26 protein-coding genes are annotated in these 26729 nt (G+C 65.1%); 8 read left to right on the plus strand and 18 right to left on the minus strand.

Translation table 11 applies throughout. The annotated features are described in order from the left end of the window. Nucleotide 1 precedes the first annotated feature (1 nt). Both FQP90_RS21735 and rfaE2 read right to left on the minus strand, forming a co-directional pair. Nucleotides 2-1036 carry an NAD-dependent epimerase/dehydratase family protein gene (locus FQP90_RS21735; protein ID WP_144653146.1) on the minus strand — a complete coding sequence of 345 codons (1035 nt, stop codon included), beginning with the start codon at nt 1034-1036 and terminating at the stop codon, nt 2-4. 11 nt (nt 1037-1047) lie between these two features. Continuing rightward, a complete protein-coding gene (gene rfaE2, locus FQP90_RS21740) occupies nt 1048-2589 on the minus strand; it encodes a D-glycero-beta-D-manno-heptose 1-phosphate adenylyltransferase (RefSeq protein WP_144653147.1) in 1542 nt (513 codons plus the stop codon). A 110-nt stretch (nt 2590-2699) separates the two neighbouring features. Here rfaE2 and FQP90_RS21745 point away from each other — a divergent pair, with 110 nt between their 5' ends. Continuing rightward, nucleotides 2700-3866 (plus strand): glycosyltransferase family 9 protein, encoded by a 1167-nt coding sequence (locus tag FQP90_RS21745; RefSeq protein ID WP_167510546.1) that lies wholly within the window; start codon nt 2700-2702, stop codon nt 3864-3866. Here FQP90_RS21745 and FQP90_RS21750 read toward each other — a convergent pair. Genes FQP90_RS21750 through FQP90_RS21780 form a run of 7 tightly spaced genes read right to left on the minus strand, consistent with a single transcriptional unit; the run spans nt 3832 to nt 10591 of the window. Continuing rightward, complete coding sequence (locus tag FQP90_RS21750; protein WP_144653148.1) at nt 3832-4527, minus strand: SDR family oxidoreductase; 696 nt, start codon at nt 4525-4527, stop codon at nt 3832-3834. The genes FQP90_RS21745 and FQP90_RS21750 overlap by 35 nt on opposite strands. Nucleotides 4528-4556: 29 nt before the next feature. Next, complete coding sequence (locus FQP90_RS21755) at nt 4557-5954, minus strand: PfkB family carbohydrate kinase (protein WP_144653149.1); 1398 nt, start codon at nt 5952-5954, stop codon at nt 4557-4559. Beyond that, nucleotides 5951-6631, minus strand: a complete 681-nt coding sequence (locus FQP90_RS21760; protein ID WP_439898665.1) for a D-sedoheptulose-7-phosphate isomerase — start codon at nt 6629-6631, stop codon at nt 5951-5953. The genes FQP90_RS21755 and FQP90_RS21760 overlap by 4 nt, the downstream gene beginning before the upstream one ends. After that, a complete protein-coding gene (locus tag FQP90_RS21765; protein ID WP_144653151.1) occupies nt 6628-7896 on the minus strand; it encodes a glycosyltransferase in 1269 nt (422 codons plus the stop codon). The genes FQP90_RS21760 and FQP90_RS21765 overlap by 4 nt, the downstream gene beginning before the upstream one ends. 18 nt (nt 7897-7914) lie before the next feature. Continuing rightward, a complete protein-coding gene (locus FQP90_RS21770) occupies nt 7915-8946 on the minus strand; it encodes a glycosyltransferase (RefSeq protein ID WP_144653152.1) in 1032 nt (343 codons plus the stop codon). Continuing rightward, nucleotides 8943-10031, minus strand: a complete 1089-nt coding sequence (locus tag FQP90_RS21775) for a glycosyltransferase family 9 protein (RefSeq protein WP_144653153.1) — start codon at nt 10029-10031, stop codon at nt 8943-8945. Before FQP90_RS21775 ends, FQP90_RS21770 begins: the two co-directional genes overlap by 4 nt. Next, a complete protein-coding gene (locus FQP90_RS21780; protein WP_144653154.1) occupies nt 10028-10591 on the minus strand; it encodes a D-glycero-alpha-D-manno-heptose-1,7-bisphosphate 7-phosphatase in 564 nt (187 codons plus the stop codon). The genes FQP90_RS21775 and FQP90_RS21780 overlap by 4 nt, the downstream gene beginning before the upstream one ends. An 86-nt stretch (nt 10592-10677) precedes the next feature. On the opposite strand from FQP90_RS21780, the gene FQP90_RS21785 reads away from it, so the two are divergent. Beyond that, a complete protein-coding gene (locus FQP90_RS21785; RefSeq protein WP_144653155.1) occupies nt 10678-11640 on the plus strand; it encodes a glycosyltransferase family 9 protein in 963 nt (320 codons plus the stop codon). A gap of 3 nt (nt 11641-11643) precedes the next feature. Here the strand turns inward: FQP90_RS21785 and FQP90_RS21790 are convergent, their stop codons facing one another. Next, nucleotides 11644-12420: a sigma-70 family RNA polymerase sigma factor gene (locus tag FQP90_RS21790; protein WP_144653156.1), complete on the minus strand. Its 777-nt coding sequence runs from the start codon at nt 12418-12420 to the stop codon at nt 11644-11646. A gap of 135 nt (nt 12421-12555) precedes the next feature. Here FQP90_RS21790 and FQP90_RS21795 point away from each other — a divergent pair, with 135 nt between their 5' ends. Continuing rightward, nucleotides 12556-13296: a GAF and ANTAR domain-containing protein gene (locus FQP90_RS21795; RefSeq protein WP_144653157.1), complete on the plus strand. Its 741-nt coding sequence runs from the start codon at nt 12556-12558 to the stop codon at nt 13294-13296. 3 nt (nt 13297-13299) lie between these two features. Here FQP90_RS21795 and FQP90_RS21800 read toward each other — a convergent pair whose 3' ends face one another. The 4 genes from FQP90_RS21800 to helR form a co-directional block, all read right to left on the minus strand. Further along, entirely contained in the window at nt 13300-13695 is a 396-nt protein-coding gene (locus FQP90_RS21800; protein WP_144653158.1) for a DUF1761 domain-containing protein, read from the minus strand. Between the two features lie 74 nt (nt 13696-13769). Further along, complete coding sequence (locus FQP90_RS21805; protein ID WP_144653159.1) at nt 13770-14609, minus strand: helix-turn-helix domain-containing protein; 840 nt, start codon at nt 14607-14609, stop codon at nt 13770-13772. 57 nt (nt 14610-14666) lie between these two features. Then, nucleotides 14667-15512: an HAD family hydrolase gene (locus FQP90_RS21810; RefSeq protein WP_144653160.1), complete on the minus strand. Its 846-nt coding sequence runs from the start codon at nt 15510-15512 to the stop codon at nt 14667-14669. Between the two features lie 33 nt (nt 15513-15545). Next, nucleotides 15546-17789 (minus strand): RNA polymerase recycling motor ATPase HelR, encoded by a 2244-nt coding sequence (helR, locus tag FQP90_RS21815; protein ID WP_144653161.1) that lies wholly within the window; start codon nt 17787-17789, stop codon nt 15546-15548. A 186-nt stretch (nt 17790-17975) separates the two neighbouring features. Here helR and FQP90_RS21820 point away from each other — a divergent pair, with 186 nt between their 5' ends. Continuing rightward, the gene (locus FQP90_RS21820; RefSeq protein WP_244296930.1) at nt 17976-18704 is read left to right on the plus strand and encodes a class I SAM-dependent methyltransferase; all 729 of its coding nucleotides are present in this window, start codon (nt 17976-17978) and stop codon (nt 18702-18704) included. Here the strand turns inward: FQP90_RS21820 and serS are convergent. Continuing rightward, nucleotides 18701-19981: a serine--tRNA ligase gene (gene serS / locus FQP90_RS21825; RefSeq protein ID WP_144653163.1), complete on the minus strand. Its 1281-nt coding sequence runs from the start codon at nt 19979-19981 to the stop codon at nt 18701-18703. The genes FQP90_RS21820 and serS overlap by 4 nt on opposite strands. A gap of 112 nt (nt 19982-20093) precedes the next feature. Here serS and FQP90_RS21830 point away from each other — a divergent pair, with 112 nt between their 5' ends. Further along, the gene (locus FQP90_RS21830; protein ID WP_144653164.1) at nt 20094-21155 is read left to right on the plus strand and encodes a diacylglycerol/lipid kinase family protein; all 1062 of its coding nucleotides are present in this window, start codon (nt 20094-20096) and stop codon (nt 21153-21155) included. On the opposite strand, the gene FQP90_RS21835 is transcribed toward FQP90_RS21830, so the two are convergent. The 3 genes from FQP90_RS21835 to FQP90_RS21845 all read right to left on the minus strand — a co-directional run bounded on the left by FQP90_RS21835 (nt 21152) and on the right by FQP90_RS21845 (nt 22784). Then, nucleotides 21152-21382: a hypothetical protein gene (locus FQP90_RS21835; protein ID WP_144653165.1), complete on the minus strand. Its 231-nt coding sequence runs from the start codon at nt 21380-21382 to the stop codon at nt 21152-21154. The genes FQP90_RS21830 and FQP90_RS21835 overlap by 4 nt on opposite strands. 115 nt (nt 21383-21497) lie before the next feature. Beyond that, on the minus strand, nt 21498-22427 hold the full coding sequence (gene pheA / locus FQP90_RS21840; RefSeq protein WP_144653166.1) for a prephenate dehydratase: 930 nt from the start codon (nt 22425-22427) through the stop codon (nt 21498-21500). Nucleotides 22428-22457: 30 nt separating this feature from the next. Further along, the gene (locus FQP90_RS21845) at nt 22458-22784 is read right to left on the minus strand and encodes a rhodanese-like domain-containing protein (RefSeq protein WP_144653167.1); all 327 of its coding nucleotides are present in this window, start codon (nt 22782-22784) and stop codon (nt 22458-22460) included. Between the two features lie 140 nt (nt 22785-22924). On the opposite strand from FQP90_RS21845, the gene FQP90_RS21850 reads away from it, so the two are divergent. The 3 genes from FQP90_RS21850 to FQP90_RS21860 are packed head-to-tail and all read left to right on the plus strand — an operon-like array spanning nt 22925 to nt 26651. Beyond that, a complete protein-coding gene (locus FQP90_RS21850; RefSeq protein ID WP_144653168.1) occupies nt 22925-23668 on the plus strand; it encodes a peptidase E in 744 nt (247 codons plus the stop codon). Continuing rightward, nucleotides 23661-25097 (plus strand): amidase, encoded by a 1437-nt coding sequence (locus tag FQP90_RS21855; protein ID WP_144653169.1) that lies wholly within the window; start codon nt 23661-23663, stop codon nt 25095-25097. Before FQP90_RS21850 ends, FQP90_RS21855 begins: the two co-directional genes overlap by 8 nt. Before the next feature lie 54 nt (nt 25098-25151). Further along, nucleotides 25152-26651 (plus strand): peptide MFS transporter, encoded by a 1500-nt coding sequence (locus tag FQP90_RS21860; protein WP_144653170.1) that lies wholly within the window; start codon nt 25152-25154, stop codon nt 26649-26651. The last annotated feature ends 78 nt before the right edge of the window (nt 26652-26729 follow it).

A 26729-nucleotide genomic window follows, 5' to 3' on the forward strand; every position in this document is an offset into this window, starting at 1 on the left:
CTCAGCGCGGCTCGAGCGGGGGCGAAGCCTTCCGGCCCTTGCCCGCGCCAAGTCCGTCCAGCATCTCGGCCAGCGACTCCAAAGAGGAGTGCTTCGGCGACCACCCCAGGAGGCTGTGCGCCCGGGCGGTGTCCATGATGGGTGCGTTGGCAGCCATATCCACCCAGCCGCCGTCGGTCACCTGGAGCCGGAGGTGCCAACTGACCTCGACGACGGCGCGCAGCAGCGGCAGTGGGAACGGCAGCACCCGCCGGGCGCTGAAGATCCACGCCAAGGCGTTGGGGTCGATCACCGGTTCGGCTGCAATGTTGAACGCGCCCTCCGCCTTGCGCTCCAGCACGCGCCAGTAGGCGTCGGCGACATCCGCTGCATGCACCGCCTGGAAGACCAGCTCCCGGGGGACGGCGAGCAGTGGCAACCACGGCTTGCGTGGGACGAGCCGCGGCAAAATCCGGCCCAGGAAGTACCGGCCCACCTCACTCCCCGCCCCGGCACTGAACGTCAGCGCGGGACGAAGCCGGGCCACCACAATGTCCGGATTGTCTTTGGCGAAGCCATCCAAAAGCCTCTCCTGCGCAGCTTTGTCCACACTGTAGTGGGACTTGGGAATTCCAGCCGCGGGCCAGCCCTCCTTGGTGCGCTGGTCCTTTGGCGCCGGCGAATAGGCCCCCACCGAGGACGCGCAAACGATGTGCCCTACCCCTGCCTTCTTGGCTGCGGCCAAGACGTGGGCTGTTCCGGCCACGTTGGTTTGCCGTAGCAGCTGACGGTTGTGGTTGGGCTGGATGAGCCAAGCCAGGTGCACTACGGCGTCGGCTCCGGCCATGGCGACCTCCACATCCGTTTGGTCCTCGCTGGAGCCAATATCCAGGGTATGCCACTCAACGCCTTGGTAGGGGGCTGAGTCCTGGTCAGGTGCGCGGCGCGCAATCCCCACGAGTTCAAGATCGGCACCCTCCTCGGAGCGGGCCGATTGGAGCCGCTTCAGGACTTCGGAGCCGACGTGCCCGGTGGCTCCCGTGATCACAATTCGCATGGCATTCTTCCTTAGGATTCCGGGGTGTCGCCCGTGGCGCGGATGCGTTCCAGCACCGCGGTGGTGGAGTGTTCCGGCACGTAGTCCAGGATGGTCACCGTACCGCCCCAGCGTTCCACTGCCACCGTTTCCGCCAGCATTTCGGGTGTGTAGTCCCCACCCTTTGCGTAGACATCGGGCTTCAGCAGCTCGATCAGAGGAATAGGCGTAGGAGTATCGAAAACCGTCACATGGTCCACGCAGCTAAGGGCGGCAATCACGGCGGCACGGTCGGCCTCGTGGTTGACCGGCCGATCCGGACCTTTGAGCTGCTTCACCGAAGAGTCGCTGTTCAAGGCGACCACCAGGACGTCGCCCAGCTGCTTGGCTTGGTTGAGATAGCGGGTATGGCCGCGGTGCAGGACGTCGAAGCAGCCGTTGGTCAGCACAATCCGTTTTCCATCCCGGCGATGCGCCTCCACCTGTTGGGCCAGTTCCGTGGCCGTCAGTGCCGTATCCGCGAACCCGCTAAGGTGCCGGGTCAGCTCATCAGTGGTGCACACCGAAGTACCCGGCCTGTGCACGACGACATCGGCGGCCGCCTGCCCGAGGTCCACGCTGGTGGTCAGCGGAAGGCCGGCAGCCCGGGCCAGGGTCAGGGCGGCCACGAACGTGTCGCCGGCACCCGAAGCCTGCTTTTCAGCCTGCGGCCGTGCCCAGGTTCGGTGCGTGGAAAGCCGCCGGTTGGCGCCGTTCGCGCGGACCGTCAGCGTTCCCTCCCGGTCCAGGGTCACGACGACGGCAGCCGCCCCTGAGGCGCGAAGGAGCTGCTCTGCGTGGGCTTCCACAAAGGGGCACCGGGCCGCACCGCCCGGAAGTTCAACGCCCAGCAGCCGGGATGCTTCCTGGGCGTTGGGCGTGGTGAGGTCGGGTTTGAGTTCAGCCCAACTGCCAGGATGGTGCGCATCCACCACCACCAAGGCGTCCCGGCGCAGCGAGGCCGGACCGTCATCGTTCGACGGAGCCAAGAGTCCCAGGAGAGCGGACCGAACAGGCCCGCCCAACGCACCGGCCCCGTAGTCGCAGAGCACCACGGCAGAGGCGTCGGCGATGGCGTGCGGAATGGCGGCGGCCACCCCTTCAAGTCCATGGGCGGGAAGTTCAGTGGCTGCATCATCAAGGCGGAGCATCACCTGCCCGCCGCTGCTCACACGGAATTTGGTGGTGGTGGTCATCCCCGGATGGGACACCACGTACTGGACGTCCACCCCTGCGGATCGGAGCCTTCCAAGAAGCTCCTGCCCGCCGGAATCTTCACCAACGAGGGAAACGAAGCGGACCTGCGCTCCCATGGCCGCAAGATTCATGGCCGTATTGGCGGCCCCGCCCGGAGCGAAGTCCCGGCGTTGGACTTGGACCACGGGGGCCGGCGCTTCGCGGCAAAACCGCTCAATGGTCCCCTCCCACCAGCCGTCCAGGATGGAATCGCCGATGACCGTCACAACAGGGCGTTCTTCGGCCAAGCGACTTGGCAACCAGTCAGCCAAACCTTCTTGATTGGATAGGCGTGCCACGGGGTACCTTCCGGTAGAACGGCATGTTCCTGTTCCCGACAGGTACCCCGCGGCACGCACTTCACACGCCGGACCCGCGAGTTTCGCCACCCTGAAGAAGGAAATCGCTCATGGATGTTCCTGGGAATCCCGGCATCGGGCCCCTTCTGGAAAAATTCAGCCACGTCAACAGGATCGCGGTGCTCAGGGGAGGCGGATTGGGCGACCTGATCTACACGTACCCGGCCCTCAACGCGCTGAAGCTGGCCTACCCAGAGGCCACCATCACCCTCCTGGGAACGCCGGTCCATGCGGCTGTGGTGGCTGCGGCGGGCGGGCCGGTTGACGACGTCGAACTGCTGCCTGCAGCCCGCGGCGTTCATGACGGCCCCCGCAACGGCCAGCGCTTTGAGGCCGGAGCGGAGGACACGGCAGCACAGGAGGCCTTCTTCCAGGAGATGCGCGCACGGAAGTTCGACCTTGCGTTGCAGATGCACGGCGGCGGGCGCTACTCCAACCCGTTCCTGCTGAAACTCGGCGCACGGCACACCGCAGGGACCCGCACCAGGGATGCAGAACCCCTGGAGCGGAACCTGGACTACGTCTACTACCAGCAAGAACCGGACAGGTGGCTGGAACTCGCGGGCTTGGCCGGTGCACCCAGCATCACCGCTCCTCCCCTTCGCCCAAAACCTGGGCACCAGCAGAACGTAGCCGGACTGCGGGACGTGCGGAGAGCCTCCTTGGTGGTGGTCCACCCGGGGGCCACCGATCCGCGGAGGCGGTGGCCGGCGTCGAACTTTGCTGACGCTGCGGCGGGCGTCGCGCGCAAAGGGGCGCAGGTGCTGATCGTGGGCGACCATTCCGAGAAAGCCTTGGCCCGGGAAGTGGCGGAACTGGCGGTCCGCAGGCTGCCGCAAGCGGACAGGCAGTCAGTGCGCTCCGTCGCGGGCGAACTGGATCTGGGCGATTTGGCGGCGCTGTTGGACGCAGCCACAGTGCTGCTGGCCAGCGACAGCGGCCCGCGGCATCTGGCCCAAGCACTCGGCACTCCCACCGTCGGCGTCTTCTGGATAGGCAACGCCATTAACGCCGGCCCACGCGGGCGTGCCTTGCACCGCGTCCACATGTCCTGGGTGACACGATGCCCACGCTGCGGATCGGACGTCACCCAGGTGGGCTGGACAGCTCCGCACTGCGGCCACGACGACACCCTCATCAGGGGCATCGCCGTGGCCGACGTTGTTCAGGACGTGCTGGACCTTACGGCCACGAGCCTTCTTCTGCGGGGCAAATAAGGAGTTCGCGGACCTCGCTGCCGAACGGCTGCGAGAGTGCGAACACCACGGCCTGAGCCACATTGGCGGGATCGTTGAGCTTGGAATCGTCCTGCGGCTTGTACTGTTCGTCGCGGTCATCGAAGAAGTGGGTTTTCATGCCACCCGGGATGATGGTGGTGACGCCGATGACTCCCCCGGTTTCGGCTGCGAGCGCGCGGCTGAAGCCGATCACGCCGAATTTTGACGCACAGTATGCGGTGGCGTCCGGCAGTGCCCGCAAGCCCAGTGTGGAGGCGATGGTGACGGCACGCCCTCGGGATCCCTTGAGGTACGGCAAGGCCGCCCGGATCACGGAGACCGTGCCGAGGAGGTTCACGCCGATCACCTTTTCCCACTCATCAGCCGGAACGTCGCCCAGCTTGCCGCATCGATCTATGCCGGCGGCAGTCACCACTCCGTCCAGGCCTCCCATGCCCTCGGCTGCCTCCTTCACCGCAGCTTCCACGGCTTCACGGTTGGAGACATCCACTTCCAGGGCCTTGGCTCCGGAGACATTGCTGATGTCGCGGTCGAAGACGAACGGCGTGCCGCCGGCGTCGCGGATGGCCTCCACTATGGCTGCTCCGAGGCCGGAGCCGCCTCCAGTGACGATGACGCGGCCGGGTGTTTGCGTGTTCATGCGGTTCCTTTCGGTTGATTTCCAGTGAGTCAGCCGACCTTGGCCAGTGCTGCAGCCAGGCCGCTGGTGGATCGGGCCGGTTGGAAGGGCACGGTGACGCAACGCCCTCCCCACGCGGCCATGACTTGGGCTTCCGGTAGTTCGTCGGGGACGTAGTCGCCGCCCTTGACCCAGATATCGGGCCGGATGTCCTGGAGGCAGGCTGCCGGGGTGTCTTCGCCGAAGATCACCACGGCGTCGACGCATTCGAGCGCCAGAAGCAACTCAGCCCTGTCTTCCACGCTGACGATGGGCCGATGCTTGCCCTTCAGGCGACTCACTGACTCATCGGAGTTCAGGCAAACAATGAGGCAGTCCCCCATGCTGCGGGCGGCGGCAAGGGTCCGGGCGTGGCCAGCGTGGAGGAGGTCGAAACAGCCTCCGGTTGCCACCACGGTCCCACCCGAGCCACGGATGGCCTTGGCGAGCTGGGGGCCGTCGGGATGGTGGTGGCCGGCGTGGGCATGTGGCAGTTCGTCACGTTCGACGGCGGGACTCTGTTGGGGTGCCTCCGCCAAGGCTGCCGCCCCTCCCCGGGCGAGGAACCCGGACGCGTCCTCCACCGCCCTCGCTGCGGCTTGAGGGAGTGCCAGACCAAGGCCCAAGTACACGGCCAAGCTCCCTGCCAACCGGTCTCCCGCTCCGCACGGATCCACCACGGTGGTGGGCGGGGCGGGAATGCTCGTCACCGCGGACTCTTCCAGCAGCACCGCTCCGTCCTCGCCTTTGGTGACCAGGACGGCGTTGCACTGCCAGGTACGCATCAAGTGCCGGCCGGCCCGTTCCGCCTCCGCGCGGGCCAGCTCCAGTCCACCGGCATTCGCGGCCGCCAGCGCTTCGGAGAGGTTCGGCGTCACTGCGGCGACTCCCGGCACGGGTTTCGACCCTGCAGGATGCGGATCCCACACCACCGGCACGCGGAAAGCTGCGTCAGCGAGCGCAGAGCGGATGGCTTGGTTCGCCGTGATGCCGCGGCCATAGTCGGCCACCACGATCACCTCCGCCGAAGCGATCGCTGCCAGCATCTTCCCGGTGATGGTCGGGATTGGGGCCGGCGCACACCCTTGGTCGAAGCGGACCACGGGATGCGTCCCGATCCGGACCCGCGTCTTGGTGGGCGTCGGGGCGAGCGGGGCTCCGGCGAGCACCTCCACACCGGCAAGAGCACGCCTGAGGTGGCTGGCGCCGTCGTCGTCCGATACCGCGGTGACCAGCGAAACGCTGTGGCCGTCCCGTGCCAGGACGGTGGCCACCAGGCCTGCGCCGCCTGCTCGACGCCGGATGTCCGCGACGTCCACTACCGGCACCGGCGCGTCGGGGCTGAGCCGGGTGGCGGCACCGTTGATGTCGACGTCCAGGAGGAGATCCCCCACCACTGTGATCCTCATGGTTGACCGCCCAGCTGCACGCCGGAGCGTCGTACGATCTCCGCGTCGAAGGCCCGGCACACGGCGTGGACGGCGATGAGGTGGCCTTCCTGAGCGTTGGCTGCGATGGCATCCACGGTGATGGCTTCATGTGCGGCATCCGCGAGTGGGTTGGGGCCGGGACCGGTGAGGGCCCACGTGGTGATGCCTCGTTCGCGGGCGGCGCGGACGGCCTTGAGCAGGTTTGGACTGCGTCCACTGGTGGAGAGGAGGATGAGGACATCGCCGGCACGGCCGTGGGCCCGGACTTGGCGGGCGAACACTTCTTCGTAGCCGTAATCGTTGGAGAGGGCTGTCACGGCAGACGACTCGGCGTGGAGGGAGATCGCGGAAAAGGGTGCCCGTTCGTCGTCGAACCGGCCCACGAGTTCGGCTGTGAGGTGTTGTGCCTCCGCCGCGGATCCGCCGTTGCCTGCTGCCAGTAGTCTCTGCCCGGCCAGAAGGCGTTGGGCAAGTTCGGTTCCCCATTCGGAAAGCCGTCCGGACTGCGAGCGAAGTGACTCCAGAGCGGGCATGACGTTGTCCAGATGGGTGGTGACAGCGGTGTGGTGGTTGGGACTGCCGACGTCGGGAGCCCACCGGGGCGGCAGGGTATCCGGGACAGTGGATTCAGTAGTCACAGGACCTTTGATGATCACAGCGCTGTTCCTTCCAATGGTTCCAGGCCCTCGTCGGCCTGCCGGGACAGCCCGGCGGCAAGGACAGAACGGTAGGCCTTCTCCGTGTCTGCGGCGATCCGGTCCCAGGTGTAGCGCGAGCGTGCACGGCGTGCGCCGGCGCGGCCCATCTCCGCCCGGAGCTCGGGATCGGCAAGGAGCCTGCCCACAGCGTCCGCGAGGGCTTCCGGGTTGCGGGGCGGGACCTGCAACCCGGTCTTCTGGTCCACCACCGTCTCGCGGAGTCCGCCCACTGCGGCTGCCACCACGGGCACGCCGCACGCCATGGCTTCCAGGGGCACGATGCCGAACGGCTCGTACCACGGCGCGCAGACCACGGCATCGGCGCTGCGGAAGATACCCGGCATGGCGTCTCGTGGGACCTGCCCCCGCAATGTCACCTTGTCCGCCACCCCTAGTTCTTTGGCCAAAGCGTGGAGCCGCTGGGCCTCCGGGTCTTCCTCGAGGGTCAGGGCATCGCCGGAGCCACCGACAATCAGCAGTTCGACGTCGTTGAAGCCAGCCTCCGCGAGGAGCGGCAGGGCCCGGATGATGAGGTCAACGCCTTTCCGTTGTACGAGGCGACCCACGCTCAGGAGGCGGTGCGTGCGGGACTTGGGTTCGGCGTCGGACGTTCCCGGGAAGAGCGTGAGGTCCACACCGCAGGGGGCGATGGAAATCTTGGACCGGCTGATGCCCAGTGCCTTGAGCTCGAAGACTTCGTCCGGGCAGGTGGCGATGACCCAGTCCGCCGTCCGGCCCACCCACGGTTCCAGCCACGCACGGGCCGGTGGGCTGGTGTCAGCAGCGCCTTGGTGGCGGCGTTTCACGGAACCCAAGGCATGGAAGGTCTGGACAACGGGCACGGGATCGTCGGCTCCCGCGCGCCTGGACGCTTGGATTGCGGCAAGTCCGGACATCCAGAAATGTGCGTGCACCACGTCGGGAAGCTGATCGCCCCAGTCCGCGCAGATCCCGTCCGCCAGTTCGCCCATGAACGGCAGCAGCCCGTCTTTGGGGATATGTTGGGCGGGTCCGGCGTCAACATGAACCACGGTGAGCCCCGGCCTGACCTGCACCTTTGCAGGGAGTTGGGGGTCGTCGCGGCGTGTGTACACGGTGACCTGGTGGCCGCGCTCGGCCAGGCTTGAGGACAGGGCCGCCACGTGGACGTTCTGCCCTCCGGCATCGACGCCTCCCAAGGCGGCCAGCGGACTGGCGTGTTCAGAGACCATGGAGATTTTCATGGGTGCGTCCTCTCTGTGTCATGGCTGTTCTGTGTCATGGCTGTTCTGTGTCATGGCTGTGGTGGACTTGGCAGCGGTGGGCAGCTCGGCCAGGAGCTCATCCCAGGCGCGGTGGAAGGTGCCCAGCCCGTACCGCTGCAGGGCGGCTTGGCGGGCCACCATGCCGATCGCGTAGGCGTCGTCGGGATCGTCCAGGAGCCGCCGGGCGAACCTGTGGAGGTCGTCGACGTCGTTGGAGACCAAGCCGGCACCGTGCGGTATGGCGCGGCTCGCCTCTGTGGTGGCGAGGGCAAGAACGGGCATACCGAGGTGCATGGCTTCCAGCAGGGCAAGGCCGAGCGATGTCCAGCGGAGCGGATGCAGGTAGAGCCGGCAGCTGGCCAGCTCTTGGTGGAGTTTCGCCGCAGGCATGTCACCGGCGATGCGGAGCCTGTCCTCGTTTAGGCCGTGGGATTGCAGGTTCAGGGCCGCGGGCAGTTCCTCGGTTCCCATGCCGAACACCCGCAAAGGTCCTACCCGGGCGAAGCCGGGGAGCAAGTCCGTACCGGTGACCCGTCCGCGCCGGACGGGCTCGTTGACCACCACCCCCATCTCCTCGCGAGCCCCCGTGTACAGGTGTCCGGGGTCGGGGATTCCATGCTCCACCACCACGGTGGAGGCCGTGCCCGTGTCCCAGAACAGCTGGTTGAAGTGCGTCACGTGCACTACGGGGATGGTGTTCTGGTCCGCCAGCGGGTGGAGCGTAAACGGGACGTCGCCCTTGGGAGTGTTGTGTTCGAGGTAGACGGCGGGCATGTCCACCCCGGGCCGCCGTCCGAGTGTTTTGGCCACGGCGGCGATTTCCTCGGGTCGCTGCAGGATCACCGCGTCCACGCTGTCGGGGTCGAGGGTGGACAGGTCCACTTCCTGCGCGGCGACCGGCCACTCGCGGCCGCCTCGCCCCAAACCCCACGGGCCGCCGTCGGGCAGTTTCGGAAGGAGGTATTGGTGCCTGCCCCGGACGAAGGCCTCCATCCAGCCGCCGTGGACGTGCCACACCAGGAGCCTCATGGTTTCCACACCTTTCGCCGGGTGGACAGGGAAGACACGCCTCCCAGCAGCCTTTCGACCGCTTCCAGGACCTGCTCCGGGGTGACCGAACTCAAACACGGATGCCCGGGAACAGGGCAGATGCGGGCGCGGGAGTTCTTGCAGGCCGCTTCCTGGTCCCCCAGCAGTTCCAAGGGGACGCCATACGGTGCCCAGCGAATGGCCGGAACCACGGGCGCGAACAGGCACACCACCGGCGTGCCCACCGCGGCGGCCAAGTGGGCGGGTCCGGTATTGCCTGTCACCACGACGGCGGCGCCGGCGAGTACGGCTGCGAGCGTCCTGAGGTTGGTTCCGCCGCCGAGGTTCCTTGCCGACGGGCCGGCCACCGTTGCCGTGAGCGAGGTTTCCCCGGGCCCGCCTGTCACCACCACGCGGTGCCCGTACGCTTCGAGCAGTTCCACCGTGGCCGCGTTGTGCAGTGCGGGCCAGGCCCGGGCTGGTGCCGCCGAGCCCGGGTGCACCACGATGTAGGGGCCGTCCTCGGCCAGCTCCTCCGCCACGCCTTCCGGATCCTGTGCGGGCGTGATGCGCAGCTTTCCATCGTCGCCGTTGGGCAGGACAAAGCCGGCTGCGTCCGCGATGGCGAGGGCACGCACTACCTCCGGCTGGTCCTCCTGGAAGTCTTCACCTGGCCTGAGCCGGACATCCAGGAGCGAGCCGGCGTAGTCCGTGGACGCGCCCGTGATTTTCCTGACGCCGGCCAGGCGGAGGAGCAGCGCGAGCGGAAGCGGGGACTGGTGGAAGGACGTGAGGATCACGGCTTCTTCGATGCGGGAATTGCGGACGAACTCGATCAGGCCGTTGGTGATCTCGTGCGTGGCGGCGGGTGCCGGGTTCATAATCCACGGGCAGGCCCACGTGTGCACTTGGGTAACCCCGGGGAGCATCTCGGCGGCGCTTGCGCCTTCGGGACCGCAGAGCAGCACAACATCGTTGGGACGGCTGCCATCGGTCCGGCTTCCGTTGGCCACGGCTCGCAAGGCTGGTCCTGACAGGAGGACATCGCCCATGCTGTCCAGGCGGGCCACCAGGACGCGGCTCATACGGGGGCGTCCTCTGTTGCGCGCGTCTCCGAGGCCATGGAGAGAAGAATGTCCACCGCGTGGCCGAGATCGTCAGCCACGATCCCGGCAGCTTCGATCTCTTCGGGCCGGGTCACATGCGTTGGCACCAGCACCGCCAGCGCGCCAGCAGCCCCAGCCGCTTCCATGTCAGAGCCGATGTCGCCAATGTAGGCTGCCTCGCTCGGTTCGATGCCCAAGGCGCTGCAGGCGTCAAGAATCATCCCGGGGGCGGGCTTGCGGCAGTCGCAGCCGTCTTCCGGTCCATGCGGGCAGATTTTCCACACCTCGAACATTCCCAGCAGCTGCTCCACGCGGTGGTTGACCGCCATCACCTGGTCCAAAGACAGCAGGCCGCGCGCTATGCCGGACTGGTTGCTGACGACTCCCGTGGCCAGGCCTGCCCGGCGAACTTTCTGCAACGCTTCAAGGGCCCCCTCCATGGGTTGTACCAGCTGCGGCTCGCCGTTGTAGGGCACGTCAACCACCAGCGTTCCGTCGCGGTCAAACAGGACCGCCTTCAACGTTCCGGTTGCTCCCATACCCGCAACGTTCCCCGGTTCTCCGGGGGCTAAACAGTGCGGCCTTGAGAAGTTTCCTACCGCTAGACTCCTAGCGGGAGGCCACCATGGACACTGCCTTGGGTACTGCGGACAGCAATGATCAACCCCTGCTGCTTGCGCTGCGGGCGCTGAAGCTCGGCGACCTGCTGGTTGCCGTTCCGGCGCTCCGCGGACTGCGCCGGGCTTTTCCCGAGCATCGGATTCTGTACGCCGCACCGGCCTGGATTGCTGAGGCTTTGGAACTGGTGGGCGGTCTCCACCACCTTCCGACGCCGGGACTTGACGAGCCCCTGACCGTTCCCCGCGGAGCCGTGGACGTTGCCGTGAACCTGCATGGAAACGGCCCTGAAAGTCGCTTGCGGATCAATGAACTGCAGGCCAGGCGGGTGCTTGCTCATGAAGCTCCGGGCGTCGATGGGCCACCATGGGCCACCGGATTCCCCGAGCGCGAGCGCTGGACCCGCCTGCTCAGCTGGCACGGCATCGACGCCGATCCGCTGGACTACCTCTTGAACCGACCTGCCGTTCCTTCTCCACGTCCCGGTGCCACGGTGATCCATGTGGGCGCCGCATACGGCAGCAGGCTCTGGCCCGTGGAGCGGTTCGCTGATGTAGCTGTTGAACTCGCGGCTGCTGGGCACGAGGTGGTCCTCACAGGAGGCGCTTCGGAGCGCGGGCGCGCCGAGGAGACTGCCGCGCTGGCCAGGCTCAAAGGAGCAAACCTCGACGACGGGTTGCTGGCCGGACGGCAAGGGCTCGCTGAATTTGCGGCCACCATAGCCGAGGCCCGGTTGGTGGTGTCCGCGGACACTGGGGCGGCACACCTGGCATCCGCCTACGTACGTCCCTCGGTGGTGCTGTTCGGACCTGCGCCCGCTGAAGAGTGGGGCCCGCCGCCGGGACCGCACGTGGTGCTGACCGCCGTCGAGCTCCGCAGAGGTGACGTGTTCTCAACCGATCCCGACCCCGCACTGCTGGCGGTCAGCGTCCGCGATGTTCTGGATGCGGTGGAGCGGCTGGGCGGTTGACCGTTACGGGGCTGTTCCGTCCTGCAGTTGGGCTTCTTCGTCCAACAATTGCGTCTGGAGTGAGACGAGGATCTTGGACAGCTTCCGGGAGACCTGCATCTGTGACATCCCGAGGGCTTCGGCGATGGTGGACTGTGTCTCTTCGCGGTAGTAGCGCCGGTAGAGCAGGTGGCGGTCCTCCACACTCAACCCGCGGATGGCGTTGCGCAACGCCAACACGTCCTCGAGCCGGTCGGTAGGGCACCCGAAGGCGGACAGGGAGCCTTGAAGCCCTTCACGCCCCTCGGATGCCGGAGCGTCCAGGGAATCCGGGCGCTTACTGGTGCCAGCCATCAGTGCCTCGCGGACTTGGCAGGGCTCAAGCTGGAGGTCCTCGGCGACTTCTTCCGGGGACGGAGTCCGTTGGAGTGCCTGGGTCAGCTCTTCCGTCCGTGCCAGCACTTGGCGGCGTACGTCCTGGATGGTTCGCGGCGGGCGGACAACCCAGCAGTGGTCGCGGAGATACCGTTTGACCTCCCCGGCAATGGTGGGGGCGGCGTAGGCGGGAAAGCTGACCCCTTTGGCTTCGTCATAGCCTCGTGATGCCTTGATGAGACCCATGTAGGCCACCTGCCTGACGTCGTCGAGGTCGTGGGTGTGCGCCGAGTACCTGGAGGCGATGGACTTGGCCAGATTCAGGTGGTCCAGGATCAGGCTGTCCTGGAAGCTCTGCCGGATGCTCCCTTCGGGTGCGTCGGCGGGGGGACGTGGGGGGACGTCAAAGGGCGGGATTTGTCGCATGGGGCTTCAATCCTCAAACCTGCTGGTTAGGTGAGCCCACGGCAAGACTCCTTAAAAAGAGAAGCACACTTACTATTAGCTTTCAACGGGGTTAGGCTCAAAAGGTAGGCCGCGTCCACCGAATCGGAGATGTACATGGAAGAACCACAGCTCGCAGAGCCGAGTACGGTCCTGTCCGACATTCAGGACCTGCTGCTCAATACGCCTGACGTCGAGGCTTTCCTCGAGGAGTTGGCCCAGCACTCGGCCAGCATGTTCAGCAGCGATGGGGCGGAGGTCTATTGCGGAATTACGCTGATGCGTCAGCGCACAGCCGGCACTGTGGCCAGCAGCAGTGAACGGGCGCGGCTGTTGGATGAGGTCCAATACGCGTTTGCCGACGGGCCCTGCCTCCACGCCTGCCGCGAAGGTACACAGGTCCTTATTCCCGACTTTGAGAAGGACAACACCTGGCCCGAGTACAACGAGGCCATCACTGGCCATGGGCTCCGCTCCGTGTTGGCGGTTCCCTTCCCCCTGCCGGACGACACTTCCATGGCGGGGCTCAATCTGTATTCAGATCGGCCCAACGCTTTTGGCCCAGCAGCCGTGCAGCGCGCCAACGACTACGTGGAGCAGGCGTCCAAGGGCCTTCAGCTGGCCGTGCTGATCGCGCAGCACAGCCAGACAGCCGCGAATCTGCGCGCGGCGATGGAGTCCCGGACGGTGATCGACGTAGCCACGGGCATCATCATCGCCCAGAACCGGTGTACCCAGGAGGAGGCAATGGAACTCATCAAAAAGGCCTCCAGCAACCGGAACGTCAAACTGCGCGTGGTTGCCCAGGCCATCGTCGAATCGGCTGGCGGCGGCCCCATTCAGACCGTGTTCAAGTAGGCCTTAGCCCTGCATCACGCCAATGATGGCGCCCATGGCCGTGAAGGTGACCACGTTGTAGCTGGCGTTGATCGCGAACAGCGTCAGGCTTCGGCGTTCGAACAGGTAGTTCACGCCCAGCGCCGTGGCCACCCACCCCAAGCCCGCAGCAAGGCCCGCGAAAGTGCCGAACGCGAAGCCGCCCCCGCCAATGAACGCCGCCAGGAAGACAGCCATCACCACGGCAAGGATGAACGATCCCATAAACACCCGCGCCGTCCCGGACTTCAGCTGCTCATCGCTGACGCCCGCGGCTTTCTGCCAGGGCTTCGCGAAAAGCAGTGAGTACCAGAGCCCACCCACGACGAACGTTGCCAGGGCAGCCAACAGCACGGCGAGCCAATTGATCTGAATGTCCATGGGTGTCCTTTCAAAAGTTCCTGACAGGACGGTACGCCCGGGCGGAGCAGCCGGTCTTGTATAAAACCCGCAAGTTACCGGGTTACTTCTTCCAACGGAACGAACGTGGCATATTCGGCGCCGTAGCTCTGAACCACCTGGAGGTACTGCGTAGGCGTGAACCCGCTGAAACGCCTGAAGGCCCGGATCAGATGGGGTTGGTCGTAGTAGTCGGCCAAGTGCAGGAGTTCCCGGCCGGGAACTGACCCTTTGGGCAGTGCTGCTGCCTGGGTGACGATCCTGTTGAAGCGGCACACATCCGAGTAGGCCTTGGCAGTAGTGCCGCATTCCCGCATCATGATGCGTTCGAGCGTAGAGGTACTGATTCCCAATTCCGCGGCCAGCACGCTGATTTCGAGGTCTTCCCGGGCTAGTGTTTCCACTGCTGTGACGGCCCTGGGGTCTGCGCTGTAACCGGGCCTGATCTGGTGCTGCAGGAATGTTGCCAGGGCTTCGAATGCCTGGCCCGGTTCAGCGTCCCCTAGCTGCGAGCGCAGTTCGGTGAAGCCCGGAAAGACGCTTTCCGCGTCCACCACCCGGTTCTGGAATTTCGACGGCGGCTGGTTGGTGAACGCTGCAAGGCCATAGGGAGTCAGGCGGGCGCCGACGTTGAAGAGCCGGTCCGGGTTCTCGCTGATCAGGTAGCTGCGCTGCAGCCCGGCGTAGAAGCCTGCGGAAACTTCCGTCGCTCCCGCTTCCCCGCCCTTCCCGTCCGGGCTGATGAGCCGGTAGGGGTCCGAAAGGTTCAGGATCAGGTGCGCCTCAGGCCCGGGGAGAATCTTCTCGTACCGGGCCTGGGGCTTGGCGCGAACGAACCACAGCCGGGTAACGAACGGCTGCAGGTTCGGCGGAGCGGGGCACTCTTCGTAGAACACAGCCCCAGTCTAGGCAGCACGCCCACGGAACCCGTCCCCGGCTGCGGCGAGTGGCTGTTACAGCAGGCCGCGCAAAACCAGGGCGGCGCCGTCGTCGAGCACTGACGCGGTGACCTCATCCGCGACGGCGAGCACCTCGTCGGGAGCCTGGCCCATGGCAATGCCGCGGCCAGCCCACGTGAGCATTTCGATGTCGTTCCGGCCATCGCCCACGGCAATCGTGTTGGCTTGGTCCGTACCGAGCTTCTTACGCAGTGTTTCCAGGGCACTGGCCTTGGTGACGCCTTCGGCCGCGATGTCCAACCACGCCGTCCACCCCACCGAGTAGGTCACGCCGGACAAGCCGATGTGACGGATAGCTTCGTTGAACTCGTCCGAGGTGTTGTCGCTGCTGAACACCACTACGCGGACCGCCGTGGCGTCCAGCATGGTCTGGAAATCCACGCCGATGGACTCCACGCCGAAGCTGGCGTCCTGGAAGCGCTCGGTGGAGAGGAAGTTTCCATCCTCGTCCTCCAGCGCGTACTTGGCATTGGGCAGCCGTTCCCGCAGGGCCTTGAGTGCCGGAGCAGGATCGAAGGTTGCCTTATGAATGATCTCGTAACCGGTCTCCAAGGTGGGATCCAGTCGGAGTGTCACGCCGCCGTTGCAGCACACTGCATAGCCGCGTTCCAGACCGATCTGCTGGATGATCGGAAGCGTCGCGTTGAGTGAGCGGCCGGTGGCGATCATGACGTCGTGGCCGCTGGCCACTACTGCTTGGGCAGCGGAGCGGACCCCCGGAGACATGTGGCCGTCGTGATCGACCAGCGTGCCGTCAACGTCCAAGGCAACCATGAGCTTGTTGGTGTTATTTGGCTGGTCATCGATGCCAGCAACTGGAGTGTCAGTCAAAATAGTCATGGTTCCAGTAGAGCAGACTCCTCCGACACTCAACTAGGACCGGCGCCACAGCGGGGGATTAACGGACCGTGAACAGTCGGCATTTGATGGTTGCTCCGCACTCCGGAGGACGACGAGTTGCTGGGTTGCGCGAGTCATTGCCACGTACCGGTCCACGGCACCTTCGATGCCCACTCCGAATCCCTCCGGGTCGATGAGGATCACGAGGTCGAACTCCAGCCCCTTGGACAGCTCAGGGGTGAGCCACCTGACGCGGTCACGGTCCGAATTCGCGGGCGTTCCCCCGGGCTTCTTGATGACGCATGCGGTCCCTTCACTGTTCCCGGCAAGCCAGGTGTCCAGGATCGCGGCCAGGTGGTGGGTTGCTCCGTGACCTACGGGGATGCCGCTGCTGCGGACTGATGTGGGCACATTGGCATCCGGGAGGGCGGCCCGAATCACGGGCTCCGCTTCCGCCATGACCTCTTCCGGCGTGCGGTAGTTGATGCTGAGCCCCGCCAGCGTCACGTTGCCCATGCCTACCCTCTTGAGACGCTCGTCCCAGGACTCCGTGAACCCGTGCCGGGCTTGGGCGCGGTCCCCCACCACAGTGAAACTCCTGGAGGGACAGCGAAACAGCAGCATCCGCCACTCCGCATCCGTCAGCTCTTGGGCCTCGTCCACCACAATGTGCGCGAACGGCCCGGCGAGAACATCCGGATCGACTGGTTCCAAGGCCTCGTCATCCACGAGCTTGTCCCGCATGTCATCGCCGCGCAGCATGTACATCTCCATGTTTTCGGAGTCGTCAGCTGCTATCAGGTCATCCACCACGCGGTCCATGAGTTCGCGTTCGGTTGCTTGCAAGGCCTCCTGCTTTCTCCGTCGCTGGGAGGCTTGGGGGTCGCCCAGCCGTTGACGGGCCGCGTCCAAGAGCGGCAAGTCTGCGGTGGTCCAGGCGGCGGGGTCCTGGCGTTGCAGCTTGGCAATGTCTTCCGGCTGCAGCCATGGCGCACACAGGCGTAGATAGGCGGGCACCCGCCACAGGTCAGCCACCAACAGGGCGTAATCGAGGATCGGCCACGCCCTGTTGAATGCCTCCTGCAGCCCGGCGTTGTGGGACAACGACCTCCGGAGCACATTCCCGGGGAGGTCGTGCTCGTCCAGCTTGTCGGCAAGGACGGCCAGCAGGGCCTCCCAGACGTCGTCACGTGCCTCGTTATGCGGTGTTCCCGGCTCTGCTGCGTCAAACGCCTCGGCCCAGTCTTCGCTGCTGAGCCGGACGTCGGCGTAGGGCGTTTCGACTTCCGTTTCCTCGGATGGCGGCTTCTCGTAGAACCTCACGGCGGACTCAATCGCCTTCACCATCTCAACGGACGACTTGAGCCGGGCCACCTCCGGATCGCTGTCGACGGCGGCCACGGCACCTTCCGGGACCAGGTCCTTCAGCGTGCAGGTCTGAACTCCTTCCTCCCCCAGGCTTGGAAGGACGTCGGCCACGTAGGCGAGGTAGTGCTGGTGCGGACCCACGAACAGGACGTCGCTCCGTCGAGGATTGCTGCGATGGCTCAGCCGGGGATCCGAGTAGAGCAGATAAGCCGTCCGGTGTAAGGCGACCACGGTCTTACCGGTACCCGGACCGCCGTCCACCACCAACGCCCCACGCGAGCCCGCGCGAATGATCTGGTTCTGGTCGGCTTGAATGGTGCCCAACACGTCCCGCATCCGCGGTGAGCGGCTGCTGCCCAGGCTGGCGATAAACGCGGACTGGTCATCCAGGGCTGCGTTGGCTTCCAGTCCGTCAGCGGTGAAGACTTCGTCCCAGTAGTCACTGATCCGGCCGCGTGTCCAGCGGTAACGTCGGCGACTCACCAAACCCATGGGGTTGGCGTGGGTTGCCCCGAAGAACGGTTCGGCCGCTGGGGACCGCCAGTCGATCAGGAGCCTGCGCCCCTCGTTGTCGGTGAGGCCCAACCTCCCGACGTACACCGGCTCGGGGTTGTCGGCGCTGACCATACGACCCAGGCAAAGATCCAATCCAAAGCGGCGGAGCGCACGGAGCCGCGCAGTGAGCCGGTGGATCTCCTGATCCCGGTCCGACGCCGCTTGGCCTCGGCCACCAGGCAGCTTACGAGTGATATCCAGTCGGCTGGATATCTCGGCAATGGATTCGGAGAGGCTCGCGGCAATTGCCTCGAATTGCTGTTCATCACGGCTGATCAACTCAGGATCCGCCTTGCGTGCGAGGTGTTCCGGAAGGGCGAAAGCGCTGGTTTTCAGTGGGCTGGTTTCGGGCATGGCACGACTCCCTTTTCCGTGGGTGATGGGGTTCGTGGATCAATTGTTCGGCACCAGGGGGCCCTTGCCGCAAGCCCCCCTGTGCGTTATAAATTGAATATGGAAGGGATAGTTCCCTTCCTTTTTTGTGCCCATTCGCCCGATGAATGCAGCCCGGAACTGTAGGGTGGGCGGATGCTTCCACAAATGACCGGAGCCCAGCTCTCAGACCTCTATGATGCCGAGAACCAATGGGCGGCGGATGACGACTTCTTCCTGGGTTTCGTGAATGAGCGGCCCCACAGCCGGGTGCTGGATCTGGGTTGCGGCACGGGCCGGGTCAGCCTCGCCGTTGCGGCCGCAGGCCATCGCGTTGTCGGCATCGACCCCAACATCAACTCCCTTGCGGCAGCTCGCGGGAAACGCGGCGCTGAGGACGTGACGTGGATCGACGGCACGTCGGCTCAGATCCCCGAAGATGAAGTCTTCGACGTCGCGATCATGACGGCGCACGTCGCCCAGGCGATTACTCACGACGCCGATTGGTCCCGCACACTTGCCGACGTACACCGGGCACTGGTACCCGGCGGACGATTGGCCTTCGATTCCCGTGATCCTGCTGCTCGAGCGTGGGAGCGTTGGACACCAGCCGATACACGAGCCACCCGGACCCTCCCCGATGGGTCAGCCGTGGAAACCTGGATTGGCGAAACCGTGGAGGAGTCGGGGTTGGTCACCTTCACAGAGCACCGCGTCAGCGCCGGTCATCCCGAGGACGCCGAAACCTCAGTCCTGAAGTTCCGCACAGAGGAACAGCTGCGGCACGATCTCTGCACGGCCGGCTTCACGGTTGAGCGGATCCTGGGTGGATGGGCCGGGGAGGAAGTCGGCAGCGGGCACGGCGAACTGATCGTCGTTGCCCGCAAACCCCACTAGAGAACCGGCAAAACCTCAAGCCCGCCGAGGTACTTCTGCAGCGCCTTGGGAACGTTGACGGAGCCATCCGGGTTCTGGTGGTGCTCAAGGATGGCCACGATCCAGCGCGTGGTGGCCAGCGTGCCGTTCAACGTTGCAACGGCACGGGTTCCCTTGGCTACGCCTTCGTCGTTGACCACGCGTTCGCGGATGTTGAGGCGGCGAGCCTGGAACGTGGTGCAGTTGGAGGTCGAGGTGAGCTCGCGGTAGGCGTTCTGCGTGGGCACCCAGGCTTCGCAGTCGAACTTGCGGGCTGCGGACATGCCCAGGTCACCGGCGGCGGTGTCGATCACGCGGTAGGGAAGCTCGCACTTGGCCAGCATTTCCTCTTCCCAGGCCAGCAGGCGCTCGTGCTCGGCGGCTGCTTCTTCAACCGTGGTGTAGATGAACATCTCCACCTTGTTGAACTGGTGCACACGGATGATGCCGCGGGTGTCCTTGCCGTGCGAACCAGCCTCGCGGCGGTAGCAGGAGCTCTGGCCGGCGTAGCGGATGGGGCCAGCGGAGAGGTCCAGGATTTCGTCGGCGTGGTAGCCGGCCAGGGCCACTTCCGAGGTTCCCACAAGGTAAAGGTCGTCTTCAGCCAGACGGTAGATCTCGGCGTCGTGCTTTACATCAAAACCGGTACCCTGCATGGTCTCGGGGCGCACCAAAGTGGGGGTGATCATGGGGACGAATCCGGCGTCGATGGCCTGTTCCATGGCCATCTGCAGCAGCGCCATTTCCAGCCGGGCGCCAACGCCACGGAGGAAGTAGAAGCGCGAGCCGGAAACCTTGGCGCCACGCTCCATGTCGATCGCGCCGATCAGTTCGCCGATTTCCAGGTGGTCCTTCGGCTCGAAGTCGGTGAATTCACGCGGGGTGCCCACCGTCTTGACCACCACGTAGTCGTCCTCGCCGCCCTCGGGCACGCCGTCCACCACCAGGTTGGGGATGACGCGCAGGAGTTCATCCCGCTTGGCCTGCGCGGCTTCGGCCTCGGCGGAAGCGGCCTTGACCGAGTTGGCCAGTTCCTTGACCTCTGCCAGCAGCGCCTGCTTTTCCTCGCCCTTGGCTTGTGCCACCTTCTTGCCGAACGCGTTCTGCTCCGCGCGGAGGGTTTCGTGGCGGATCAGAGCAGCGCGGCGGGAAGAGTCAGCGGAGATGATCGCGTCCACAACGGACTCGTCGGCGCCACGGGCGCGCTGGCTGGCACGGAACTTGTCCGGATTTTCGCTGAGGTCTTTTACGTCGATCACCACACAAGAGTATCGAATCAGCCGCGGATTTCCGGCCCGGGACGGGTAAAGGCGGGCCGCTCCAAGGGGGAGGCAAAGGCAGCACTGCCCAGGAGGATAGTGTTGGAGCACCATGAGCGACTGGATCCTGTACGTGATTCTCGCTGGGGGCGTGGCGTTTGCCGTCTCCAGTTGGTGGGGTGTGCGCCGATTGAAAGCCCGGCACATCAGGAGCGCGGTGCGGGAGGACGCCCACAAGCCAGGCGCGGGGGACCAGAAAGTTGCCGTGATCCTCAACCCCGTGAAGAACAACGCGGCGGAAGCTCGGCAGGCGATCATCGACGCCTGCGAACTCGCCGGTTGGGATGCCCCCACCTTTTTTGAAACCACCGTGGATGACCCGGGTTACGGCCAGTCCCGGCAGGCTTTGGCGCACGGCGCCGACGTCGTTTTGGCGTGCGGGGGCGACGGCACAGTCCGCGTAGTGGCTGAGTGCCTGGCGCACAAGAACGTTGCGATGGGCCTCATCCCGCTGGGCACGGGAAACCTGCTGGCACGCAACGTCGACCTGGACGTGACCAACATGGAGGACTGCATCCAGACTGCCTTGTTTGGGCATCAGCGGTTCATTGACACCGCCACCATGAACATCGCCAACAGCATCACCGGTGAAGCATCTGCCCACACCTTCCTGGTCATCGCCGGGATGGGCCTGGATGCCGAGGTTGTTGGGGACACCAAGGAAGACCTCAAGAAGACAGTTGGCTGGCTGGCTTACACGGAGGCCGGTGTCCGTCACCTGCCCGGCCGCCGCAAACGGGTCACCATCACCATGGATGATCAACCGGAGCAGGCCCGGAAGATCCGCAGCGTGCTCTTTGCCAACTGCGGCTTGATTCCCGGGGGTATCGACTTCATTCCCCAAGCCATGGTGGACGACGGCATGCTGGACATCGTGGTCATGAGCCCGCGCAGTGCGTTCGGCTGGCTTTTGATGTACACAAAGGTCCTGTTCAAGCACAACCGCAACCTGCCCATGATGAGCTTCTACCGCTCAGGGAAAGTCACCATCAGCAGCCAGGAACCCATGGCTACACAGCTCGACGGCGACCCCTCCGGTGAAGCGACAGAGGTCACCGTACGCGTGCAACCAGGCTCCCTGCTGGTCCGGGTGCCCAAGGCCAAAATCGCTTAGACAGCGCCTCTGTCAGGCTGCGCTGCGGTCTTCTCGGCTTCTTCAGCCGCCGCCTTGGCCGCCGCACGGGCCTCGGACTGCTCCTTGATCATGGCTTGTTCTTCTTCAAAGCGCAGGCGATCCGCACGATCAGCTTCGTCGCCGTCCCAGTCATCGTTGTTTTCACTTGAGGGCTTGGGATTGACGATCATGCCCTGGCCGTCTTTGTCATCGCTGTGGACAGTCATGACCGCTCCCTTCGTTTGGTATTCATCCATCGTTTATGGATCAGGCAAGCATACGCACACTTGCATGGCTGCGAAAGGGGTTGAAGCGTCAATGATTTGCCGCCCCGCGGCGTCGCTATTGGCCCTTGAGAATCGAATCAACCCACGCATGGGCCGAGGCGAAGGCAGCGTCCGAAGTATGCGGAGCAACGACGGCCGCCTGCCTGTCCGCGCGGGCGTAGGAGCCCAGGAACCGCGTTGCCGGGCTGATCCTGTGCAGGCCGGCCAGGGCGTCAGCCACGCGTGAGTCCGAGGCGTGACCGTCGGCGTCGATGCTGAAGAAATAGTGGCCCAGGTACTGTCCGGTGGGGCGCGATTCGATGCGGCTCAGGTTCACTCCGCGGGAGGCGAACTGGTCCAGGATTTCCATGAGCGCACCGGGATGGTCCTCGGGCAGCGGCACTACAACCGTGGTCTTGTCCGCGCCGGTGCGTTCCGGCAGCAGTCCCGGCCGACTCACCAGGATGAACCGGGTGACTGCATCAGGATTGTCACCAATGTTCTCGGCCAGGATGTTGAGGCCGGGCTGTTCGGCGGCGATCAACGGAGCGCAAATGGCGGCCTCATAGTGTGCATCCTCGTCCAGCAGGCCCATGGCAGATGCTGCCGTGGACGACCCGGGAACATAGTCGGCGTTGGGCAGGTGCTCATCCACCCACAGGCGGCACTGCGCCCACGCGTGGCCGTGCGTCGAGATCCGCTTGATGTCGGAAAGTTCGACGCCGGGCCTCGCCACGAGCACGAAGGTAATGGGAACAAGGGCCTCTCGGATGATCCGAAGCTCCTGGCCCGTGGCAATCGCGTCCAGTGTGGCGGTCACCCCGCCTTCCACCGAGTTTTCGATGGGAACCATTGCTGCGTCAGCTTCGCCGACCCTAACCCGTTCCAGTGCCGTGTTCACGTTGGTGCAAGGAATCCGGGTGGCGTCGGCAGCACCCGGAACCTGCATGAGGGCAGCCTCGGTGAAGGTCCCCTCGGGGCCGAGGAAGGTATACGTAGCTGACATCCAATATTCCTTGCTGGTTATATACGTGGGCTACAAAACTACCGGCTTGAGGCCATTGTCGGACACCATAGGCTTGCCTGCTTCGAACCACATATCCATGCCGCCGGCCACGTTCACCGCGGAGTAGCCCTGCCCCACCAGCCACTGCACGGCCCGGAAGGACCGGCCACCGGTGCGGCAGATAATGAAGAGGTCGTCGTCCGGATCAAGTTCGTCCAGGCGTGCCGGCAGCTGGTCCATGGGGATGTGGCGCGCGCCTTCCACGTGGCCAGCCACCCATTCGTAGTCTTCGCGGACGTCCAGGATGCTGGCGTCGGCCGGAATGTCGCCCACAGGCACGGTTTCGAAGTCGCTCATGGCGGGTCCTTCCCATCGATTAAGGTCAGCATCCAGCCTAGTCCCCAAGCGGGACACTGTGCCTGCGCTTGCGAACGGTTGCCCGGACGTTAAGACTGGGACCCAAGCACTCCCCCGCGATCAGCTTTAAGGAGTAACCCATGGCTGCTGGGCAACCCACCATTCTGGCGACATCCGGCGGATACAAATCGGGCGACCGTACCAGGATCGAGTTCAACCACTTGATGCACTACGCCGTGGAACTGTCCGGGGTCTCCGGCCGCGCGCCCCGGGTTACGCACATCGGGACGGCATCCGGCGATCAGCGATGGTGGGCCGCGGAAATGGATCAGGCTGCACGCATTGCGGGATTCGACTTCAGCCACCTCAACCTCTTCACCATGCCCAATATCGAGGACCCAGAGGCGCACCTTCTTGAACAGGACGTTGTCTGGGTGAATGGCGGCTCCGTAGTGAACCTGCTTGCCGTTTGGCGTGCGCACGGACTGGACCGGATCCTCCGAAAGGCATGGGAGGGCGGCGTAGTGCTGGCCGGAGTCTCCGCAGGTTCCATCTGCTGGTTCCAGGGCGGGGTGACGGATTCGTTCGGACCTGAACTGCGCCCTGTCACCAACGCCTTGGGCTTCCTTCCCTACGGCAACGGCGTCCACTACGACTCGGAACCGCGCCGCGCGCCGGCCATCCATAAGCTGGTGGCCAGCGGAACGCTGGGCGAAACGCACTGCACGGACGACGGCGTTGGACTGGTTTACCGGGGAACCGAGCTAGTGGAGGTGGTGTCCGAAGTGAAGAACAAGGCCGCTTTCCGGGTCACCGCCGGCGCTGGCGAGAGCGTGGACGCTGTTGCTGTGGAGGAACGGTTGGAGTCGCGTTTCCTTGGTTGATCTTTCCCTGCAGGACCTTTCGCGTCTGACCGCTGTTGAACTCCGCGATGCCCTCCGGTCCGGCGAGCTGTCGGCACGTGAGGCCACGGCGCACTTCCTCTCGGTCATTGAGGCCCACAATAAGCAGCTGGGTGCCTTCGTCACTGTGACTGCCGAACAAGCCCTCATGGATGCCAAGGCCGCGGACAACCTGCACGCCAGTCTCGCCCGGGAAGGCCGCCTGGAACAGCTGCCCCTGCTTCATGGCATACCCACGGCGTTCAAGGACCTCACCGACGTGGCCGGCGTTCCCACGACGCACGGCAGCGCAGCCTTGGAGCACAAGGCCGCGCCGGAAGACGGTGCCCTCGCAGCAGCCTTGAAGGGCCGAGGCGTCATCTCGCTTGGTAAGACCCAGGTTCCGGAGTTTGGTCTGACGGCCTACAGCGAGAACCGCGTCGCACCGCCGTCGCGCAATCCTCACGCCTTGGGACGAAGCTCGGGCGGGTCGTCGGGCGGCAGCGCTGCCGCGGTGGTCGCGGGGCTGGTTCCGTTCGCGCCAGGAACCGACGGCGGCGGGTCCATCCGCATTCCGGCCGGCGCCTGCGGTCTGGTCGGGTTGAAGCCGGGCCGGGGTGTGGTGCCGTCCGGCGCGAGCGCGGGTGACTCCGCCAAGCTGGTGGTTGCCGGACCACTCGCGCGGACGGCTGCTGACGCAGCCCTGCTCATGGACGCGCTGGTTCCCCTGGAGCAAGCGCCTGACGGCGGCTACCTCGCCAATGTTGGACGGGCGGCGGAACCGTTGAAGATCGGCCTGAGCCTGGACAGTCCGTGGGCGGGCACATTTCCGTTCGGAATCGAGCAGGAGGCGCTGGATGCCCTGGCGCACGGCACCAAGCTGCTTGAAGAGGCCGGCCACAGCATCGCCGAGGCGGAGATCCGCTATGACAACCGCTATCCCGAGGCGTTCACCGCTGCCTGGACTGCCGGCGTCGGGAGTGCCCGAATAGCACCCCAGCGGGAGGCGCTGCTGACCCCGCTGACCCGGACGTTCCGGCGTCGGGCGCAACAGCGGAGCGCATTGAAGGTCAACGAAGCCCTGGGTTTCCTCCGGCAGTTCCAACACGACACCATCGCGCAGTACTCGGAGTGGGACCTCATCCTCATGCCAACGTTGGCGCAGACGCCGCGTCCCATTGGTTGGTTCACCGGTGGCGGGCACAGCGGCGAACCGTGGCCGAGCGAGTGGGCCGGCGACGCAGATGAGGACTACAAACGGCAGTGCGAGTACGCGCCGTGGTCCTCCATGGTGAACGTGTGCGGGCTGCCTGCGATCAGCGTCCCGGTGCACACCACTGCCACCGGGCTGCCCATGGGGATTCAAATCATTGGCCGCATGGGATCTGAACTGCTGCTTCTCCAGCTCGCGGCCGCCCTCGAGGCCCGGTAAGAAGAGCGTCTAACATATGGAAAGTGGTTGCCCCGGGCATATATCGATGTGACAATGCCCGCAGTCAGTGCCAGCATTGAGAAAATGAGCACACCTCAAACCACGGCTGAGTCCGCCAAGCCAGCGGGCGATACGTCATTCTTCGGCCACCCAAAGATGTTGGCCAGCCTCTTCTCCGTGGAAATGTGGGAGCGATTCTCCTTCTACGGCATGCAGGGAATCCTGCTCTACTACATGTACTTCACCGCCGAGCAGGGCGGTCTCTCCATTGACCAGGGCCTCGCCGCTGGTTTGGTGGGTGCATACGGTGGTGGCGTTTACCTGTCGACGATCCTCGGCGCCTGGCTCGCCGACCGTCTCTTCGGCTCCGAAAAGGTCCTGTTCGGCTCGGCCATCATGATCATGGCCGGCCACATCGCACTGGCCCTCATCCCGGGCATTCCGGGCCTGATCGCCGGTTTGGTGCTGGTTGGCATCGGCTCCGGTGGCCTGAAAGCCAACGCCACCGCCTTGGTGGGCACCCTGTACAGCGAGAAGGACGAGCGTCGCGACGCCGGCTTCTCCATTTTCTACATGGGCATCAACATCGGTGGCCTCATCGGTCCGCTGGTCACCGGCTTCCTGCAGACCAGCTACGGCTTCCACATCGGCTTCGGCGCCGCTGCCGTAGGTATGGCGATCGGCCTGGTCATCTACTCGCTGGGCCGGAAGCGCCTTCCCGAAGAGGCGCACCGCGTTCCCAACCCGCTGCCTGCGAAGGACCGTACCCGTTACGGACTGATTTTCCTGGGCATCCTGATTGTCATCGGCGTTCTGCTCGGCACGGGCTTCGTCAATGCCAACAACCTGGCCCGCAGCATGGCGTACGCCGCCATTGCGGCCTCGGTGATCTACCTGTTCCTGATCTTCCGCAGCCCCTTGGTCACGGGGGTGGAGCGAAAGCGCGTTGTCGCCTTCATTCCGCTGTACATCGCCTCCGCTGCGTTCTGGGCGCTGTTCCAGCAGCAGTTCACGTTTATTGCCGTCTACTCGCAGGAGAAGCTGGACCGCAACCTCTTCGGCTGGGAAATGCCGGCCGCGTGGGTCCAGTCCATCAACCCGGTGTTCATCATCATCTTCGCCGGCGTCATGGCAGCCCTCTGGACCAAGCTGGGCTCCAAGCAGCCGAGCTCACCGCTGAAGTTCTCCGCAGGCCTGTTCATCATGGGCCTGGCCTTCCTTGCGTTCATCCCGCTGGCCGGCGACGGCAAGACCCCGCTGTTGGCACTGGTTGGCATCCTGTTCATGTTCACGTTGGCGGAGCTGTTCCTGTCCCCCATCGGCTTGTCCGTGAGCACCAAGCTTGCCCCGCAGGCCTTCCACACGCAGATGGTGGCACTGTTCTTCCTATCGGTCTCCCTCGGTACCACGCTGGCGGGCATCCTTGCCGGCCTGTACAACCCCGAGGACGAGCTCCCGTACTTCCTGGGCATCGGCGGTGTGGCCATGGTCCTCGCCCTTGGCCTGGCTGCGGCTTCGCCGGCGATCAAGAAGCTCATGGGCGGCGTCCGCTAGCTGTAGTGTCCCGGCAGGTTGGTGACACGGGATTGATGTGACGCAATAAGAGGACCTCCGGGTGTTGTGTGGTGCTTG

Origin of the sequence: Paenarthrobacter nitroguajacolicus (assembly GCF_007786235.1) — a bacterium.
Taxonomy (GTDB): Bacteria; Actinomycetota; Actinomycetes; order Actinomycetales; family Micrococcaceae; genus Arthrobacter; species Arthrobacter nitroguajacolicus_A.

Bases quoted from the DNA above. Each gene is read 5' to 3' on its own strand.
- FQP90_RS21735 (WP_144653146.1), bottom strand. From the start codon at position 1,036: ATGCGAATTGTGATCACGGGAGCCACCGGGCACGTCGGCTCCGAAGTC.
- FQP90_RS21745 (WP_167510546.1), top strand. From the start codon at position 2,700: ATGGATGTTCCTGGGAATCCCGGCATCGGGCCCCTTCTGGAAAAATTC.
- FQP90_RS21750 (WP_144653148.1), bottom strand. From the start codon at position 4,527: ATGAACACGCAAACACCCGGCCGCGTCATCGTCACTGGAGGCGGCTCC.
- FQP90_RS21755 (WP_144653149.1), bottom strand. From the start codon at position 5,954: ATGAGGATCACAGTGGTGGGGGATCTCCTCCTGGACGTCGACATCAAC.
- FQP90_RS21765 (WP_144653151.1), bottom strand. From the start codon at position 7,896: ATGAAAATCTCCATGGTCTCTGAACACGCCAGTCCGCTGGCCGCCTTG.
- FQP90_RS21770 (WP_144653152.1), bottom strand. From the start codon at position 8,946: ATGAGGCTCCTGGTGTGGCACGTCCACGGCGGCTGGATGGAGGCCTTC.
- FQP90_RS21775 (WP_144653153.1), bottom strand. From the start codon at position 10,031: ATGAGCCGCGTCCTGGTGGCCCGCCTGGACAGCATGGGCGATGTCCTC.
- FQP90_RS21780 (WP_144653154.1), bottom strand. From the start codon at position 10,591: ATGGGAGCAACCGGAACGTTGAAGGCGGTCCTGTTTGACCGCGACGGA.
- FQP90_RS21785 (WP_144653155.1), top strand. From the start codon at position 10,678: ATGGACACTGCCTTGGGTACTGCGGACAGCAATGATCAACCCCTGCTG.
- FQP90_RS21790 (WP_144653156.1), bottom strand. From the start codon at position 12,420: ATGCGACAAATCCCGCCCTTTGACGTCCCCCCACGTCCCCCCGCCGAC.
- FQP90_RS21795 (WP_144653157.1), top strand. From the start codon at position 12,556: ATGGAAGAACCACAGCTCGCAGAGCCGAGTACGGTCCTGTCCGACATT.
- FQP90_RS21800 (WP_144653158.1), bottom strand. From the start codon at position 13,695: ATGGACATTCAGATCAATTGGCTCGCCGTGCTGTTGGCTGCCCTGGCA.
- FQP90_RS21810 (WP_144653160.1), bottom strand. From the start codon at position 15,512: ATGACTATTTTGACTGACACTCCAGTTGCTGGCATCGATGACCAGCCA.
- helR (WP_144653161.1), bottom strand. From the start codon at position 17,789: ATGCCCGAAACCAGCCCACTGAAAACCAGCGCTTTCGCCCTTCCGGAA.
- FQP90_RS21820 (WP_244296930.1), top strand. From the start codon at position 17,976: ATGACCGGAGCCCAGCTCTCAGACCTCTATGATGCCGAGAACCAATGG.
- FQP90_RS21830 (WP_144653164.1), top strand. From the start codon at position 20,094: ATGAGCGACTGGATCCTGTACGTGATTCTCGCTGGGGGCGTGGCGTTT.
- FQP90_RS21835 (WP_144653165.1), bottom strand. From the start codon at position 21,382: ATGACTGTCCACAGCGATGACAAAGACGGCCAGGGCATGATCGTCAAT.
- pheA (WP_144653166.1), bottom strand. From the start codon at position 22,427: ATGTCAGCTACGTATACCTTCCTCGGCCCCGAGGGGACCTTCACCGAG.
- FQP90_RS21845 (WP_144653167.1), bottom strand. From the start codon at position 22,784: ATGAGCGACTTCGAAACCGTGCCTGTGGGCGACATTCCGGCCGACGCC.
- FQP90_RS21850 (WP_144653168.1), top strand. From the start codon at position 22,925: ATGGCTGCTGGGCAACCCACCATTCTGGCGACATCCGGCGGATACAAA.
- FQP90_RS21860 (WP_144653170.1), top strand. From the start codon at position 25,152: ATGCCCGCAGTCAGTGCCAGCATTGAGAAAATGAGCACACCTCAAACC.